This is a genomic window from Bacillus sp. FSL K6-1338, assembly GCF_038006965.1.
Taxonomy (GTDB): Bacteria; Bacillota; Bacilli; order Bacillales; family Bacillaceae_G; genus Bacillus_A; species Bacillus_A thuringiensis_S.
Genome location: NZ_JBBOWI010000001.1, coordinates 1,073,559 through 1,089,156 on the forward strand (window position 1 = coordinate 1,073,559; position 15,598 = coordinate 1,089,156).

Below are 15,598 nucleotides of genomic sequence, written 5' to 3' on the forward strand. Positions count from 1 at the left end.
AAAAAGTTATATACATAAATAATTGCAATACTCGCAGTTTTCTCTTTCTGAAAAATACATTTCTTTAATTTTGAATATTAAGACTAATGTTGAAAAATCTTCAGATAATTAGAAAAAATAACCAAGAGGATATATAATATTGCTTAAGAAATAGTTTTAATGGATTACATATATTTCATTTGGTGTATTAATTGAATATCATAATTTTTAATTTTATTAAGCAAGAATCTCGGTTACTTATTGCATTTCTAACATAGGGTGAGAAAGAAAAATACAATAGTGTGGAGGTTTTTATAATGACGTTTGTTCTTAGTAAAATGAGTGGCTTTAGCATAGAAGAAAAGGTACATGAATTTGAATCTAAGGGATTCCTTGAAATCTCAAATGAAATCTTTTTACAAGAGGAAGAGAATCATCGTTTATTAACACAAGCACAGTTAGATTATTATAATTTGGAAGATGATGCGTACGGTGAATGCCGTGCTAGATCTTATTCAAGGTATATAAAGTATGTTGATTCACCAGATTATATTTTAGATAATAGTAATGATTACTTCCAATCTAAAGAATATAACTATGATGATGGCGGTAAAGTTAGACAGTTCCATAGCATAAATGATAGTTTTTTATATAATCCTTTAATTCAAAATATCGTGCGTTTCGATACTGAATTTGCATTTAAAACAAATATAATAGATACAAGTAAAGATTTAATTATAGGTTTACATCAAGTAAGATATAAAGCTACTAAAGAAAGACCATCTTTTAGTTCACCTATTTGGTTACATAAAGATGATGAACCAGTAGTGTTTTTACACCTTATGAATTTAAGTAATACAGCTATTGGCGGAGATAATTTAATAGCTAATTCTCCAAGGGAAATTAATCAGTTTATAAGTTTGAAGGAGCCTTTAGAAACTTTAGTATTTGGACAAAAGGTTTTCCATGCCGTAACGCCACTTGGAACAGAATGTAGTACTGAAGCTTTTCGTGATATTTTATTAGTAACATTTTCTTATAAGGAGACAAAATGAGAGAGAATAAAATAATTATGATTTCTGGAGCCAATAGCGGTATAGGTCATGCTTGTATAAAATACTTTTTAGAAAAATCCTTTCATGTAATAGCTCTTGATATTAATAATAATAACTTAATAGATTATATGAAAACAGATATGCCTTTGAAAGTAGTGCAAATTGATTTAAGTAATAGTGAAGCGATTCGTAATCTTTTTACTCAATTAGATTTAGAAAAGCTTTCTCCTGATATATTAATAAATGCTGCTGGTATTCGAGAGATAACACCTGTTTTAAATTTATCCGATGACATGTTTAAAAAAGTAATTGATGTAAATTTAGTAGCCCCATTTATACTTTCTAGGGAAGTAGCGAAGCGATGGTGTGAATCGAAAATAAAAGGTTGTATTGTGAATATAGCATCGGTTTCTGGATTAATGGCTGAACCAGAGCGAGCTGCTTATGTGGCATCAAAGCATGCCTTAATCGGATTGACTAAACAGATGGCTATGGAATTTGGGAAGCAAAATATAAGGGTAAATAGCATTTCTCCCGGTGTTATTAGAACTGAACTTACAGAAGAATACTTTAGTAATAAAGCATTGATGTCTATGATAAAAAGTAATCAATCTTTAGATACTTGGGGATTGCCGCAGGATATTGTTTCATGTATTGAGTACTTGATTTCTGATCAGGCCCGCTTTATTACTGGTTCTAATTTTGTAATTGATGGTGGTTGGACTGCTGGGAAAAACTTGTAGTTGAGTGTTTTTGAGGAAAAGCACCTGTCCTTTTTTAGGCTGGTGTTTTTCTCACTATAAACAGATTTTTTTATTGGAGGGGGATTAATTTGTTTCAAAAAAGTTTTAAGCAAGAGAAAACGGTACCGGCCTTAAAGATGATAGCATCAATGGTTATCTTTGGATCAGTTGGATTTTTTTCTGTTCAAACAAACTTGCCTTCGTTTGAATTAGTGTTTGTAAGGTGTATTTTTGCGACAATATTTTTAAGTGTATGCTGGTTGCTTACAGGGCAATATAAACAAGATAAATGGGAACGAAAAGAAGTTATTCAAGTTTTAATATGTGGCTTTTTCTTAGTATTTAATTGGGTTTTCTTATTTAAAGCCTTTGAAAATATGTCAGTTACAATTGCTATCTCAGTTTATCATCTTGCACCAGTAATTGTACTGTTAATTGGAAGTATCGTCTTTAAAGAAAAATTAACATTAATATCTATCATTTCAATAATTGTGTGTTTTGTGGGAGCTTTATTAATTGCTGGTATCGATGGAAGCTTCTCTGTAGGCTCATTAATGTCTTCAGGTATGATATGGGGATTTCTTGCAGCTCTCTTTTATGCATTTACAACTTTATTTGGTAAAGGGATTAACAAAATGAGTGCGTATGCAATGACATTTTTACAAACATTCTTGGGGATATTTCTTTTAATACCATTTATAGATTTAGATGCTTTTAGTGGCCTCACTCAAAGTAATTGGACATATATTATAGCTACTGGTTTTATTCACACTGGGATAGTGTATTATCTGTTTTTTGATAGTTTACGCCATTTATCTACAAAAACAATCTCAATATTAGTTTTTTTAGATCCGGCAGTGGCAATATTATTAGATACTGTACTTACTGGATTCCGTCCAACTTTAATGCAAATAACAGGAATTCTTTTTATTTTTATTGGCATGACTTTAACATTAAAAAAATCTAAAGATAAAAAACTGAGTCAAAAAGAAAATCGAATTGAAAGCGATGCTAGTATATCTCAACAATGATGAAATATATTGTGTATAAAACGATAAACCTTGCATGAATCATGCAGGGTTTATTTGGTCTAATATAATTCATATTTATAATATATGTTTTTTAACATGCTTTTGATTCACTTATATTTATTTGACTATAAATTTACAAAAATGTATATAAAACCTTATTTTTTGATAATATATAAGTAATAAATTCATAGAATTGGAGTGATGAGATGCAGCCGTTAGAAAGGGAGATTCATTCTAATATGCTGAAAGTGTGGAGGATTCACGCTTTAATTGGGGCGGCAGTTATACTAACAGTCGTAATTGCATATTTCTTTTTCATGATTAACTTTAACTGGTGGGGGTGGTTGTTTGGACTATTAGTAACAGGAGCCATTACATTTATTCCACTTGATTATTTTGTGTTTCCAAATTTACGTCAGCGCTATTATAGTTACAGATTAAATGAAGAAGAGATTGAGATTCAAAAGGGAATGTTTGTTGTAGAACGCGTACTTATTCCGATGATCCGTGTGCAGCACGTAACGATTGAGCAAGGGCCGATTATGAGAAAGTATAATTTAGCAGAATTACACATTTCAACAGCCGCAACTTCTCATAGTATCCCAGGTTTAACGAAAGAAGAAGCAGAACAGCTGAAAAGACAAATTGGAGAACTTGCGAAAGTGAGTGATGAGGATGTATAAGAGGCAACATCCGATCACGATATTGTTAGGTATTAGGGTTGCGAGTTTGTTGCCACTTATTATTCTTGTTTTATTTAAACCTGATGAACAAGTGGAACCTTGGTATTTATTTTATCTTTTCCTTCTGGTTGTTTTATTCATCATGGCTATTTTTTCAGCAATTAAATGGTATTTTAAAGTGTACTGGATTGAGAATAATATGTTACATGTAAAGCACGGTGTTTTTGTAAAGAAGGAAAGCTATTTAAATAAAGAGCGTGTACAAAATATTAGTACGTCTTCTAACTTCATTTATCAAATGCTCGGACTCATGAAGTTAAATATAGAAGTAGCCGGTGGTGGTAATGAACCAGAAGTGATGTTGGCTGGTATTAAAGAAGACGAGGCAAAACATTTAATCTCTGTATTACATAAGAAAGAAACTACTGTAAAAGAAGAAATAGAAGAGGAAGAAAGCAAGACGGTTTATCAGTTAACAGCGAAAGAGGTTTTAGCCGCAGCGATTACATCTGGTCGGTTCGGACTAGTGTTCTCTGGACTAGTACTTCTTTACACAAAGTTTGATTTTGTTCTTCCTGAAGGATTCACAAGTAAAGTAGAAGCGTATGTGATGGGAAACGGTGTTTATAAACTAATTGTAATTGCATTAATTTTAATGGCAATTTCATGGATTATTTCCACGGCTGGATATGTGTTGAAATATGCAAACTTTAAAATTGGGCGAAAAGGGGAAGAGATTCGTATCGTTCAAGGATTATTTGAAAAGAAAGAGTTTGTCTTAAAATTGCACCGCATTCAAGCGATTACTGTAAAAGAAGGTATGCTTCGCCAGCCGTTTGGCTATTGTGCTGTTGAAGTGGAAGCAATTCAAAGTATTGGAGCAGCAAGTAACGAAGTAATGTTGCATCCATTTATGAAGAAAAAAGATGTACAGCACCTGCTCACATATTTAGAGTTACCTTATGAAATCGAAGCGGAGATCGTTCACTTACCAAAAACAGCGTTGCGTCGTTATTTCATTATGGGCTGGTTAATAAGTATCATACTCACAGTTCTAATTGCCAGCGTGAGTATATATTTTAAACAATATATTGCGTTGTTTGTTATTTTACCGTTATTTATCGTGTTTTCGTTACTTGCGTATGCTAGATATAAAAGTGGTGGTTATGAATTAAGAGAAAATCAACTAACGGTTGTATATCGTAATTTTTCGAAATATACAGGAATAATGCGAAGAAGACATGTTCAAGCAGTAGGTTATAATCAATCGTATTTTCAAAGAAAAGATGAATTATGTACAACTCTTGTAGCGGTAGCCGGGCGCGGTTATGAAGTAAAGCATATGAGAAAAAAAGATTCGCTTCGTATATATAATTGGTACAAAGAAAAAGGAAACACCGATGTGTAGTGGTGTTTCCTTTTTCTTATTAAATGGATACCTTTAGTCGAATCGTTGATATATTTCAAGATGTGATAGATAAATTGAAAAAATCGTTGATATATTTCAAGATGTGATAGATAAATTGAAAAAATCGTTGATATATTCAAAGATATGATAGATATATTCGAAAAATCGTTAATATAATTTCACGTACTGATAGTGTTGTATTACTTTTTAATTAAACTAACACATCAAAAGTAGTCACGAACGACGGACGAGAGAAAATACTCTTTTGCTGTTCGGCATGTGGATGCGCCTGTGCCTGTGCTTGTCCTTCTGCTTGTGCAGGACGTTTTTTATGAGCGTTTTCGAATGAACGTGATTCTGTCCAGTCTTTAAAGTTTTGCTCCGTTTCCCACATCGTTAAGATGACATATGTATCGTTACTTAATGGGCGTAGAACACGGATCGCTTGGAATCCTGGTTCGTTTTCAATAAGGCCTGCACGGTTTTTAAAACGGTTTTCAAATACTGGGCGACCTTCGTCTGTTACAGAAATATTGTTACAAACGATATAGCCAGGTTGTCCTTTAAATTCACCGACAGCATCTAGTACGTCATACTGAAGTGAGCCTTCTACAGATTCTTCTGTATTTTCTTTATAAAACATATTTTTCTCATCATTTTTTGCAGTGAAATGTGCTTGTTCTAGAGGTGTTTCGTATGAAATAATAGCCTTCATTTTAATGCCCCCTTAATAGTTTGTTTCTATTATATCAACTCTCTTAAAAAACTTCGAAGATTATATACATAAAGATACTTCTTTTTCAAATAATAAATGTACCATCATTTGGAAAGAAGGCCGATGTATGAAGAAAGTAAAGTGGACTTTATTAGGTGGCGTCGCAACGTTTATAGTAGCGATTGTACTCTATAAACTTATCGTGTTAGCTGGTGGCTATATGATGGATGAAAAGCAGCTCGTTTTCCACTCTTCATCACGTATCGTTGACCAGAAAGGGAAAGAAATTACGAAATTATACGTAGAAAATAGGGAGCTCGTACCGATCGAGCAAATTCCGAAGTATGTGCAGCAGGCGTTTGTTGCGGTGGAAGATTCTCGTTTTTATGAGCATCAAGGAATTGATTATCCGTCTATATTCCGTGCTCTTTATAAAGATACGTTAGCTGGAGAAAAGCTAGAGGGCGGTAGTACCATTACGCAGCAACTCGCTAAAAATGTCTTTTTAACTCGTGAAAAAACATTTACGCGCAAATTGAAGGAAGTCGCAATTTCTCTTCAATTAGAGCAAAAATATACGAAGCAACAAATTCTTGAAATGTATATGAATCATATTTATTTTGGTCATGGGGCTTACGGTATTCAAGCAGCAGCAAAGCTGTATTTTAATAAAAATGTTGAGGATTTAACAGTAGAGGAAGGGGCAATGCTTGCAGGCCTTCCGAAGTCACCAAACGGATATTCACCGTACTATTCTGCAGAGAAGAGTAAGGAACGCCGCGATCTAGTATTGTCACTTATGCATAAACAAGGCTATTTGACTGCCGAAGATAGCGTACGTTATCAAGGAAAGACGATTGCTTTATATAAAAACTTAGACGAAAATGAGCTCGCATATATGCCGTATATTGATATGGTCATAGATGAAGCAGCTCGTTTATACGGATTGTCTCATCAAGAAGTACTTCGCGGAGGATATACGTTTGTCGTACCTATGGATGAAAAAATTCAAAAGGTAGCGTATAACCAGTTTCAAGATGCAAGGAATTTTCCTGGGAAAGAAGAAGGGGCACAAGGTGCATTTTTATTAATGGATAATCATACGGGAGGGATTAAAGCGGCGATTGGGGGAAGAAAGTACGTCCCGAGAGGATTTAATCGTGTTTTTGCCAAAAGGCAGCCCGGATCTGTTTTAAAACCACTTATCGTTTATGCACCAGCACTAGAAACGAAAAAGTATAATCCGTATTCTTTATTAACGAATGAAAGAAATTCTTTTGAAGGGTATGAACCTCGAAATTATAATCATGAGTATTCAAAAGAAATGACGATGTATGATGCGATTTTAGAGTCGGCAAACGTACCGGCAGTTTCTTTATTAAATGAGTTAGGGGTAGAAGAAGGAAAGCAATATTTAGAAAAAGGAAATGTCCATATTGCAGATGCTGGTTTAAGTACAGCGCTTGGCGGATTGAAAAATGGCGTTTCAACATTTGATCTTGTAAAAATGTATCGTTCATTTTTAGCAAATGGAAATATTATCGAGCCGCACGTTATTGATAAAGTATTAAATAGACACGGTGCAGTCATTGGGGAATCACCGAAAGTAGAGACGAAAATTTTTTCGAAACAGACGGCATGGTATATGACGAAAATGTTAGAAGGAGTTGTGAAGGAGGGGACAGCGAGAGCAGGTGTATATAACGGTGCGCTAGCTGGAAAAACGGGTACAACTTCATTGCCAAATGACGATAAGGGAGCAAGAGATATGTGGTTCGTCGGCTATACACCGAACTTAGTAGGCGCTGTTTGGATTGGTTATGACCGTACGGATAAGGAACATCAGTTGCAAGGAGAAAGTGCATCTGCGACAAAATTGTTTAAGAAAATTTTAACGAAGGCTAATGTAGAACATAAAGAGAAGTTTATGAAGCCTGAAGGTGTGGAAACAATCGGTGCTCCGATTCGGCTGCGCAAAATTGAAGATGTAAAAATGAAACTATCATTTAGCCCTTTCGGTTTATTTAAAGCAAAATTAAGTTGGACGCCACTTCCAGATAACAGAATTATGTACCGAATCTATAGAGTGGAGAACGGAATTCATACGCATGTTAGCACTGTAAATGGTGCTGGAGAATATGAGGAAAAGTTCGTTAACATATTTTCAAAACCGAGCTTTTACGTTGTACCATATAATTCACAAACGAATCGCGAAGGAGAAAAGTCAAAAGTAGCTAAACCATAGTTTTTCTCTGTGTTATAATAAGAATGTTGTGAAAATAGTAAGCGTTTTTACGAATGTTTGTGTCAATTTAATGAACAACGTACATAATATTATGCATTTTGTTTTTACAAGCTGTATAGTAAAAAAAGATAAATATCGAACGTATTCGAAGCATTGGTAAGGAAGGGAGCAAGGGTCTTGGTAAGAACTATAAATGAGACATTTTTAAAAGCATGTAGGGGGGAACGTACCGATTATGTACCAGCATGGTATATGCGTCAAGCAGGCCGTTCACAGCCGGAATATAGAAAGATTAAAGAAAAGTATTCTTTATTTGAAATTACACACAATCCAGAGTTATGTGCTTACGTTACAAAATTGCCGGTTGATCAATATAACGTAGACGCAGCAATTCTTTATAAAGATATTATGTCACCACTACCTGCAATTGGTGTGGATGTAGAAATTAAATCAGGTATTGGCCCAGTTATCGATAACCCAATCCGTTCTTTACAAGACGTAGAAAAACTAGGGGAAATCAATCCAGAAGATGATGTACCGTACATACTAGATACAATTCGTTTATTAACGACAGAAATGTTAGACGTACCGTTAATCGGTTTTTCAGGAGCTCCATTTACATTAGCGAGCTATATGATTGAAGGCGGTCCATCTCGTAACTACCATAATACGAAAGCGTTCATGTATGCAGAGCCAAAAGCTTGGTTTGCTTTAATGGATAAGCTAGCAGATATGGTTATTACATATTTAAAAGCGCAAATTAACGCAGGAGCAAAAGCAGTTCAAATTTTCGATTCTTGGGTTGGAACAGTAAATGTAGCAGATTACCGCGTATTTATTAAACCAGCAATGGAGCGTATTTTTGCAGAAGTTCGCCCTATGGGTGTACCGATGATTATGCACGGCGTAGGAGCTGCACACTTAGTGAATGAGTGGCACGATTTACCGCTTGATGTAGTCGGCTTAGACTGGCGTTTACCAATTGAAGAAGCACGTGCACGCGGCGTTCATAAGGCGGTACAAGGAAATATGGACCCTTCATTCTTACTTGCGCCATGGTCTGTTATTGAAGAACATGTAAAAGGTATTTTAGATCAAGGGATGAAAGAGCCTGGTTATATCTTTAACTTAGGACACGGTGTATTCCCAGAAGTAAATCCAGATACATTAAAACGTTTAACTACATTTATTCATGAATACTCTAAAGGGCAGTTAGCGAAGTAAAGGAGAATTGCTGTATGAAAAAGAAAATTGGTTTGCTTGTAATGGCATATGGAACGCCATATAAAGAAGAAGATATTGAACGTTACTATACACATATTCGCAGAGGAAGAAAGCCAAGTCCTGAAATGCTGGAAGATTTAACAGAGCGTTACCGTGCAATTGGTGGTATTTCTCCTTTAGCTACTATTACATTAGAGCAAGCTAAGAAGTTAGAGAAGCGTTTAAATGAAGTGCAAGATGAAGTAGAGTACCATATGTATCTTGGTTTAAAACATATTGAACCGTTTATTGAAGATGCGGTGAAAGATATGCATAACGACGGAATACAAGATGCAATCGCACTTGTTCTTGCACCTCACTATTCTACGTTTAGCGTGAAATCATACGTTGGACGAGCACAAGAAGAAGCTGAGAAACTTGGGAACTTAACAATTCACGGCATCGATAGCTGGTATAAAGAGCCGAAATTCATCCAGTACTGGGTTGATGCAGTGAAAGGTATATATAACGGTATGTCAGATGCAGAGCGTGAAAAAGCAGTATTAATCGTATCTGCACATAGCTTACCAGAGAAAATTATTGCAATGGGCGATCCATATCCAGATCAATTAAATGAAACAGCTGATTATATCGCGCGCGGAGCTGAAGTAGCAAACTATGCAGTAGGCTGGCAAAGTGCAGGAAACACACCAGATCCTTGGATTGGTCCAGATGTACAAGATTTAACGAGAGAACTAAATGAAAGGCACGGTTATACTTCATTCGTATATGCACCAGTTGGATTTGTTGCTGAACATTTAGAAGTTTTATATGACAACGACTTTGAGTGTAAAGTTGTAACGGATGAAATTGGTGCGAAATATTATCGTCCAGAAATGCCAAATGCATCGGACGCATTTATTGATTGTTTAACAGATGTTGTATTAAAGAAAAAAGAATCTGTACTGTAAGAAGAAAGGGGGAGCCTGCTTGAGGAAAAAAGTTGTGATCGTCGGCGGAGGCATAACGGGATTAACAGCAATGTATAACTTACAAAAAAATATTCATGAAAAAAACTTGCCGATTGATACATTACTTATAGAAGCATCGGGTAAACTTGGCGGAAAAATTCAAACCGTTCGAAAAGATGGATTTACAATTGAACGCGGACCGGATTCTTTCTTAGCACGAAAAGAAAGTGCAGCTAGATTAGTGAAAGAATTAGGTCTTGGCGATGAACTTGTAAATAATCAAGCCGGTCAATCATTTATCCTCGTAAACAATCGGTTACATAAAATGCCGAGCGGATCAATGATGGGAATTCCAACGCAAATTACGCCGTTTCTATTTTCCGGGCTGTTCTCCCCAATTGGTAAACTAAGAGCTGGTTTTGATCTATTAATGCCGAGGTCAAAGCCAGTATCTGACCAATCACTCGGACAATTTTTCAGACATCGCCTCGGAAACGAAGTGGTTGAAAACTTAATAGAACCGTTACTATCGGGTATTTATGCAGGGGATATTGATGAAATGAGCTTAATGTCAACATTCCCGCAAATGTATCAGATTGAGCAGAAACATCGCAGTATTTCACTCGGTATGCGTACGCTCGCTCCGAAAGAAGAGAAAGCTAAACCGAAAAAAGGAATCTTCCAAACAGTGAAAACAGGTTTAGAATCTATCGTAGAATCTCTCGAAGTAAAGATGCATGAAGGTACGATAATAAAGGGAACTCGCATTGAAAAAGTTGCAAAACAGGGTGATGGTTATACAATTACTCTTAGTAATGGAAAAGAAATAGAAGCGGACGCCATCGTAGTGGCAACTTCGCATAAAGTATTGCCGTCCATGTTTGCTCAGTACAAGCAGTTTCGTTTCTTCCGTAATATTCCGGCCACATCCGTTGCGAATGTGGCACTTGCTTTCCAAAAGTCAGCAATCCGGCGCGATATTAATGGTACAGGATTTGTCGTATCACGAAATAGCGATTACACAATTACAGCATGTACGTGGACGCATAAAAAATGGCCACATACAACGCCAGAAGGAAAAACACTCCTTCGCTGTTACGTTGGACGTGCTGGTGATGAAGCGGTTGTAGAACAAACTGAAGAAGAACTCGTTCAGCTCGTACTAGAAGATTTAAGAAAAACGATGGATATTACAGAGGATCCAGAATTTACAATCGTAAGCCGCTGGAAAGAAGCGATGCCTCAATATACAGTAGGCCATAATGAGCGAATGAAAAAGCTCACAACATTTATGCAGAAAGAGTTGCCTGGTATATACTTGGCAGGTAGCTCCTATGCTGGTGCTGGACTTCCAGATTGTATTAATCAAGGTGAGGAAGCTGCAAAGCGTGTATTATCTCATTTGGAGAAAGTAATAGATGCTGAATTAATCGCACAATAAACGAAACGCCTTCAATTATATTGAAGGCGTTTCGTTTATTGTATAAAATACTTATTCGCCAATAAACATATATAAGTTATTTGGCTTTATAACGGCATCTCCTGCATAAATAACCCACTCTGTTAAGTTATCAAAATCTAAATGATAACTATTTCCTTCACTCATATCTTCTATAAAATATGGTTCATTAATGAGTATTCCTTGAATGAAATCTTCCGTAATGTTTTGCATTTCAAACCACATATGTTCACTTTTTCCTTCTTCGTAGGAGACACCAAACTTAGCAAGGAAACGAAAATCTTCATTTGATTGTTCAATGTGAAAAATGTTGCTGAAATACCCGAAAGTATTTTTCGCATTGTAAGCCATACGATTGGTTTCACTATTTGTTTTATAGAACATGAGCCCTGTAGCTTCCTCGTGTTCTTTGAAAAAACTTTCAATATATTCTTCTGAAGTATTAAATTTGAATAAGAGAACGGATGGAGATTGATGGTATTCATCTCGGGCATCCATTCCGCCTAAGAATGTATTTTGTGCATCTATTGGTTGTAGTTTCACTTCTTCATCCTCGATTGAAGATAATTGGTCCATCCTCGTTTTATGCCCTATATAAGATAATCCTTTTTCCCACGGAACAGCGACTGTATGTATAGAACCTTGCTGACTATGCGCGATAACGATAGGCTCATTCATAGGGACTTGTCCATTTTCAACCGCATTATTAGCAAATGTTTGAAAGAGATCGCTAATGCCGTAGTAGGAAGAAATGCGATTTGGAATAATTAACTCTATTTCAGTTACGCCTGCTCTTAAAAGACCGTGTGTATGAAACCAATATTGCGTAGGCTCATCATCTTTATCGTCTTCATAAACAGAATGAATAACGTACAAGTCAGGAATGTCAGGTAATAATTCATTTTCAACGTGATATTCAATATAGCTTCTAGATATCACTTTCATTGCTGCACTTGAATCGATTACAAATAACAAATCTGGGGCGAGATTCCATAAAAACTGTAACTGCTGGAAAAAGCAGTCCAGTACATCGCCTACAAATAGCGTACGAGTGAAAATTTCAGTGCCGAAAGCCGCATCTTCAAAATTACGATCTACGATTGTAGAATCTTGTCTATTGTACATTTTGTATTCTTCTGGGTCATTCGCCTCATCAATATGCAGTTCATACGGTATGATTGCTTCATCCATATGTAACTCAAAAATAAGGCTTGTCTCATCACTATAAACAATTTTTAACTCATCAACTTTAGTAGCGATAGTCTCTAGCCGCTGTTTTAACTGCTCAATTGTAATTCTAGTTGGTATAACAGCAATCATATCTGAAAAATGACGTTCTAATGTTCCATTCATAGCTGCGCGGTATGTTTCTGTTTGCACTTCCATCCAATCACTCCTATTCAAATGAATCCATTTTACATGCCAATCAAATGTCGATATTTTCTGTTTTCTCTCTCTAACATTATAGAGTGCATTTGTAGAAGGTGTAAAATTATTATTTTGTATTATAGGTTGAAAGCTTGTAAATTAAATAAATCTTTTGTAAAATTTGTCGAAAAATAGTTCTATATAACGAATCATTTGTTATGATAGAAATGCTGAGAAAATATGAAATATGGAGAGGAAAATGGCTGTGAAGAAATTGTTAAGTGTCTTTTTATCATTCTTGCTATTGCTTTCATTTACTGGAACTTTAGCGCAAGCAGAAGAAACTGCTTCTATGTCAGTAGAAAAAGCAATTCAAGTATTTAAGCAGCAAGGGAAAACGAAGGGGATAGTGGAAGGGTACATTGTTGGATATACGCAAAGTTCTTCTAAATATACGAAGGATCCAGCTAAGTTTGATGATACAAACGTAGCAATTGCAGATTCGCCAAACGAAACGAATCCAGACAAAATCATGCCTGTTCAGTTGCCAAAAGGTGATGTGAGAACGGCAGTGAATGTAAAAGATCATCCTGAAAATATCGGGAAGAAAGTTAGTTTGACTGGGACTCTTGAATTATATTTTAGTAACCCAGGTTTAAAATCAGTAACAGCTTATAAGTTTCAAGGTGAAGGCCAAAACCGTGTTAGCGATGTAGTAGCTTCACCGAACGGTGGAGAAGTTGCTAAAGGAACAGCGGTAACATTAACGACGAATACAGAAGGGGCAACAATCTACTATACGTTAGATGGCTCTAATCCTACTAATAAAAGCGTTCGTTATAATGGACAAATTGTAGTGAATGAAAATAGTGTAGTGAAAGCAATCGCAGAAAAAGAAGGGCTTACTTCTTCAGCAATTTCGACGTTTTCGTTTATTATCGTAAATAATGAACAGGTTCGTATTCATGACATTCAAGGAAAATCACATATGTCTCCTTACAACGGAAAGAAAGTATACAATGTGGAAGGCGTTGTCACAGCGCTTGATAAAAACGGCTTTTATATAGAAGACAATCAGCTAGATAATGATCCAGCTACTTCAGAAGGTATGTACGTATACAAAAAAGATGCGAATGTAGCAGTAGGAGATCTTATTCAAGTTGATGGAGTAGTAGAAGAATATGTTGGACCAGGATATGCAGAGCGATTTGAAACAGACTTAACGACGACAGAAATTAAGGCGAGTCGCGTTGTTGTAATCGCAAAAGATCAATCTTTACCAGCACCGATTGTACTTGGGGAAAACGGTGTGAAAATCCCGGATCAGATTATTGATAATGATGCATTTGGTTTATTTGATCCAAATGAAGATGCAATCGACTTCTATGAAAGTATAGAAGGTATGCGTGTTACGATGCCAACACCAAAAATTATTGCACCTCAGAAAAACGGAAATTTATATGTAACAGTAAAAAATGGTGGAGATAAAATAGTAACACAATATGGCACACCTCTATTAGATGAAAATCAATTAAACCCAGAGCGTCTTTCTGTAAAAGTGCCTCGCGATTATGTAGCAAAAGTAGGAGATACTTTCACTGGAGATATAACAGGGGTAGTAGGATATGATTACGGTTCTTTCCGTATTTCGCCAATAACAGAATTGCCAGCTGTAGTGGATGGTGGATTTAAGCAAGTAGGGGCAAATATTCAGCCTCGTCTTGATAAGTTAACAGTTGCTACATATAACATTGAAAACTTCTCGGCGAATAAAAAAGAAACAACAGATGAAAAGGTAAAAGCGTTAGCGTATTCTATTAAATACAATTTAAAAATGCCAGATATTATCGGTGTAGAGGAAATGCAAGATAATAACGGATCAATTAATGACGGTACAACAGATGCGTCATTGAGCGCAAAACGTATCATTGATGCAGTTCTAGAAATTCGTGGACCGAAGTATGAGTATGTAGAAATCGCTCCAAACAATAATCTAGACGGAGGAGCACCAGGAGCGAATATTCGCGTCGGTTTCTTCTACAACCCATCACGCGTGAAATTAGCAGCAGTACCGAAGTTACTTGATAAAAATGTGGTTCGCATTGGAGACGAAAGTTCATTATTTGAAAGTACACGTAAACCGTTAGCGGCAGAATTTACGTTCCAAGGACAAAACGTTGTTGTCGTTGCAAATCACTTAAACTCAAAAATAGGGGATGCAACGCCATTTGGAAAAGTGCAACCGCTCGTATTAAAAAGTGAAGACAAACGAATTCAGTTAGCACAAGAAGTAAATCAATTTGTACAAGGAATTCAGAAAAAGAACACAAATGCACCAGTTGTTGTGTTAGGAGATATGAACGATTTTGAGTTTGCTAAACCACTAAAAGCACTAGAAGGAACAAACTTAAAGAATATGTTAAACACGGTGCCGAAAGAGAATCGTTACACGTACATTCACGAAGGAAATGCACAAGTGTTAGATCATATTTTAGTAACAAACAACATCGCACCGCACACAATTGTAGATCCAGTGCACTTAAACTCAAACATAATGAAAGAGCACGGACGTGTAAGCGATCATGACCCAGTACTTGCTCAAATTGATTTGAAGAAAGCTTCTTAAAGAAAGGAACGCTTAGGTGACTGAGCGTTCTTTTTTGTTTCTGCATCAATAGTATAAAGAGATGATTCCTTTTTTTGTAATCTGATGATAAAATTAATTGAATATTCAGTCG

At 35.9% G+C, this 15,598-nt stretch carries 12 protein-coding genes; 10 read left to right on the forward strand and 2 right to left on the reverse strand.

The window, feature by feature from the left end; genetic code table 11:
* Positions 1 to 296: 296 nt before the first annotated feature.
* The 5 genes from NZ044_RS05675 (at position 297) to NZ044_RS05695 (ending at position 4,899) form a co-directional block, all read left to right on the forward strand.
* The gene (locus tag NZ044_RS05675; RefSeq protein WP_000144818.1) at positions 297 to 1,034 is read left to right on the forward strand and encodes a 2OG-Fe dioxygenase family protein; all 738 of its coding nucleotides are present in this window, start codon (positions 297 to 299) and stop codon (positions 1,032 to 1,034) included.
* Positions 1,031 to 1,777: an SDR family NAD(P)-dependent oxidoreductase gene (locus NZ044_RS05680; protein WP_001208945.1), complete on the forward strand. Its 747-nt coding sequence runs from the start codon at positions 1,031 to 1,033 to the stop codon at positions 1,775 to 1,777. The genes NZ044_RS05675 and NZ044_RS05680 overlap by 4 nt, the downstream gene beginning before the upstream one ends.
* Before the next feature lie 89 nt (positions 1,778 to 1,866).
* Positions 1,867 to 2,808 (forward strand): DMT family transporter, encoded by a 942-nt coding sequence (locus NZ044_RS05685; RefSeq protein WP_052658746.1) that lies wholly within the window; start codon positions 1,867 to 1,869, stop codon positions 2,806 to 2,808.
* Between the two features lie 206 nt (positions 2,809 to 3,014).
* Complete coding sequence (locus tag NZ044_RS05690) at positions 3,015 to 3,491, forward strand: PH domain-containing protein (RefSeq protein ID WP_001182720.1); 477 nt, start codon at positions 3,015 to 3,017, stop codon at positions 3,489 to 3,491.
* Positions 3,484 to 4,899, forward strand: coding sequence for a PH domain-containing protein (locus NZ044_RS05695; protein ID WP_000278153.1), 1,416 nt, complete (start codon positions 3,484 to 3,486; stop codon positions 4,897 to 4,899). The genes NZ044_RS05690 and NZ044_RS05695 overlap by 8 nt, the downstream gene beginning before the upstream one ends.
* A gap of 211 nt (positions 4,900 to 5,110) precedes the next feature.
* Here NZ044_RS05695 and hmoB read toward each other — a convergent pair whose 3' ends face one another.
* Positions 5,111 to 5,614 (reverse strand): heme-degrading monooxygenase HmoB, encoded by a 504-nt coding sequence (gene hmoB / locus NZ044_RS05700; protein ID WP_079245157.1) that lies wholly within the window; start codon positions 5,612 to 5,614, stop codon positions 5,111 to 5,113.
* 127 nt (positions 5,615 to 5,741) lie between these two features.
* Here hmoB and NZ044_RS05705 point away from each other — a divergent pair, with 127 nt between their 5' ends.
* From NZ044_RS05705 to hemY, 4 genes are all read left to right on the forward strand, one after another.
* Positions 5,742 to 7,859 (forward strand): transglycosylase domain-containing protein, encoded by a 2,118-nt coding sequence (locus NZ044_RS05705; protein WP_042597272.1) that lies wholly within the window; start codon positions 5,742 to 5,744, stop codon positions 7,857 to 7,859.
* A gap of 177 nt (positions 7,860 to 8,036) precedes the next feature.
* Positions 8,037 to 9,083, forward strand: a complete 1,047-nt coding sequence (hemE, locus tag NZ044_RS05710; RefSeq protein WP_000252608.1) for a uroporphyrinogen decarboxylase — start codon at positions 8,037 to 8,039, stop codon at positions 9,081 to 9,083.
* Positions 9,084 to 9,097: 14 nt separating this feature from the next.
* Positions 9,098 to 10,033: a ferrochelatase gene (gene hemH / locus NZ044_RS05715; RefSeq protein ID WP_000726782.1), complete on the forward strand. Its 936-nt coding sequence runs from the start codon at positions 9,098 to 9,100 to the stop codon at positions 10,031 to 10,033.
* A 19-nt stretch (positions 10,034 to 10,052) separates the two neighbouring features.
* Positions 10,053 to 11,474, forward strand: a complete 1,422-nt coding sequence (hemY, locus tag NZ044_RS05720; RefSeq protein ID WP_001228109.1) for a protoporphyrinogen oxidase — start codon at positions 10,053 to 10,055, stop codon at positions 11,472 to 11,474.
* Between the two features lie 51 nt (positions 11,475 to 11,525).
* Here hemY and NZ044_RS05725 read toward each other — a convergent pair whose 3' ends face one another.
* Positions 11,526 to 12,878: a DUF4026 domain-containing protein gene (locus NZ044_RS05725; protein ID WP_118961633.1), complete on the reverse strand. Its 1,353-nt coding sequence runs from the start codon at positions 12,876 to 12,878 to the stop codon at positions 11,526 to 11,528.
* A 241-nt stretch (positions 12,879 to 13,119) separates the two neighbouring features.
* Between NZ044_RS05725 and NZ044_RS05730 the strand changes: the two genes are divergently transcribed.
* Positions 13,120 to 15,486 (forward strand): DUF6359 domain-containing protein, encoded by a 2,367-nt coding sequence (locus NZ044_RS05730; protein ID WP_016097880.1) that lies wholly within the window; start codon positions 13,120 to 13,122, stop codon positions 15,484 to 15,486.
* The last annotated feature ends 112 nt before the right edge of the window (positions 15,487 to 15,598 follow it).

What these genes read in the sequence shown, in the direction of transcription:
- hemH (WP_000726782.1), top strand. Translation starts at nt 9,098, where the DNA reads ATGAAAAAGAAAATTGGTTTGCTTGTAATGGCATATGGAACGCCATAT.
- NZ044_RS05695 (WP_000278153.1), top strand. Translation starts at nt 3,484, where the DNA reads ATGTATAAGAGGCAACATCCGATCACGATATTGTTAGGTATTAGGGTT.
- NZ044_RS05690 (WP_001182720.1), top strand. Translation starts at nt 3,015, where the DNA reads ATGCAGCCGTTAGAAAGGGAGATTCATTCTAATATGCTGAAAGTGTGG.
- NZ044_RS05705 (WP_042597272.1), top strand. Translation starts at nt 5,742, where the DNA reads ATGAAGAAAGTAAAGTGGACTTTATTAGGTGGCGTCGCAACGTTTATA.
- NZ044_RS05675 (WP_000144818.1), top strand. Translation starts at nt 297, where the DNA reads ATGACGTTTGTTCTTAGTAAAATGAGTGGCTTTAGCATAGAAGAAAAG.
- hmoB (WP_079245157.1), bottom strand. Translation starts at nt 5,614, where the DNA reads ATGAAGGCTATTATTTCATACGAAACACCTCTAGAACAAGCACATTTC.
- NZ044_RS05725 (WP_118961633.1), bottom strand. Translation starts at nt 12,878, where the DNA reads ATGGAAGTGCAAACAGAAACATACCGCGCAGCTATGAATGGAACATTA.
- NZ044_RS05730 (WP_016097880.1), top strand. Translation starts at nt 13,120, where the DNA reads ATGGCTGTGAAGAAATTGTTAAGTGTCTTTTTATCATTCTTGCTATTG.
- NZ044_RS05680 (WP_001208945.1), top strand. Translation starts at nt 1,031, where the DNA reads ATGAGAGAGAATAAAATAATTATGATTTCTGGAGCCAATAGCGGTATA.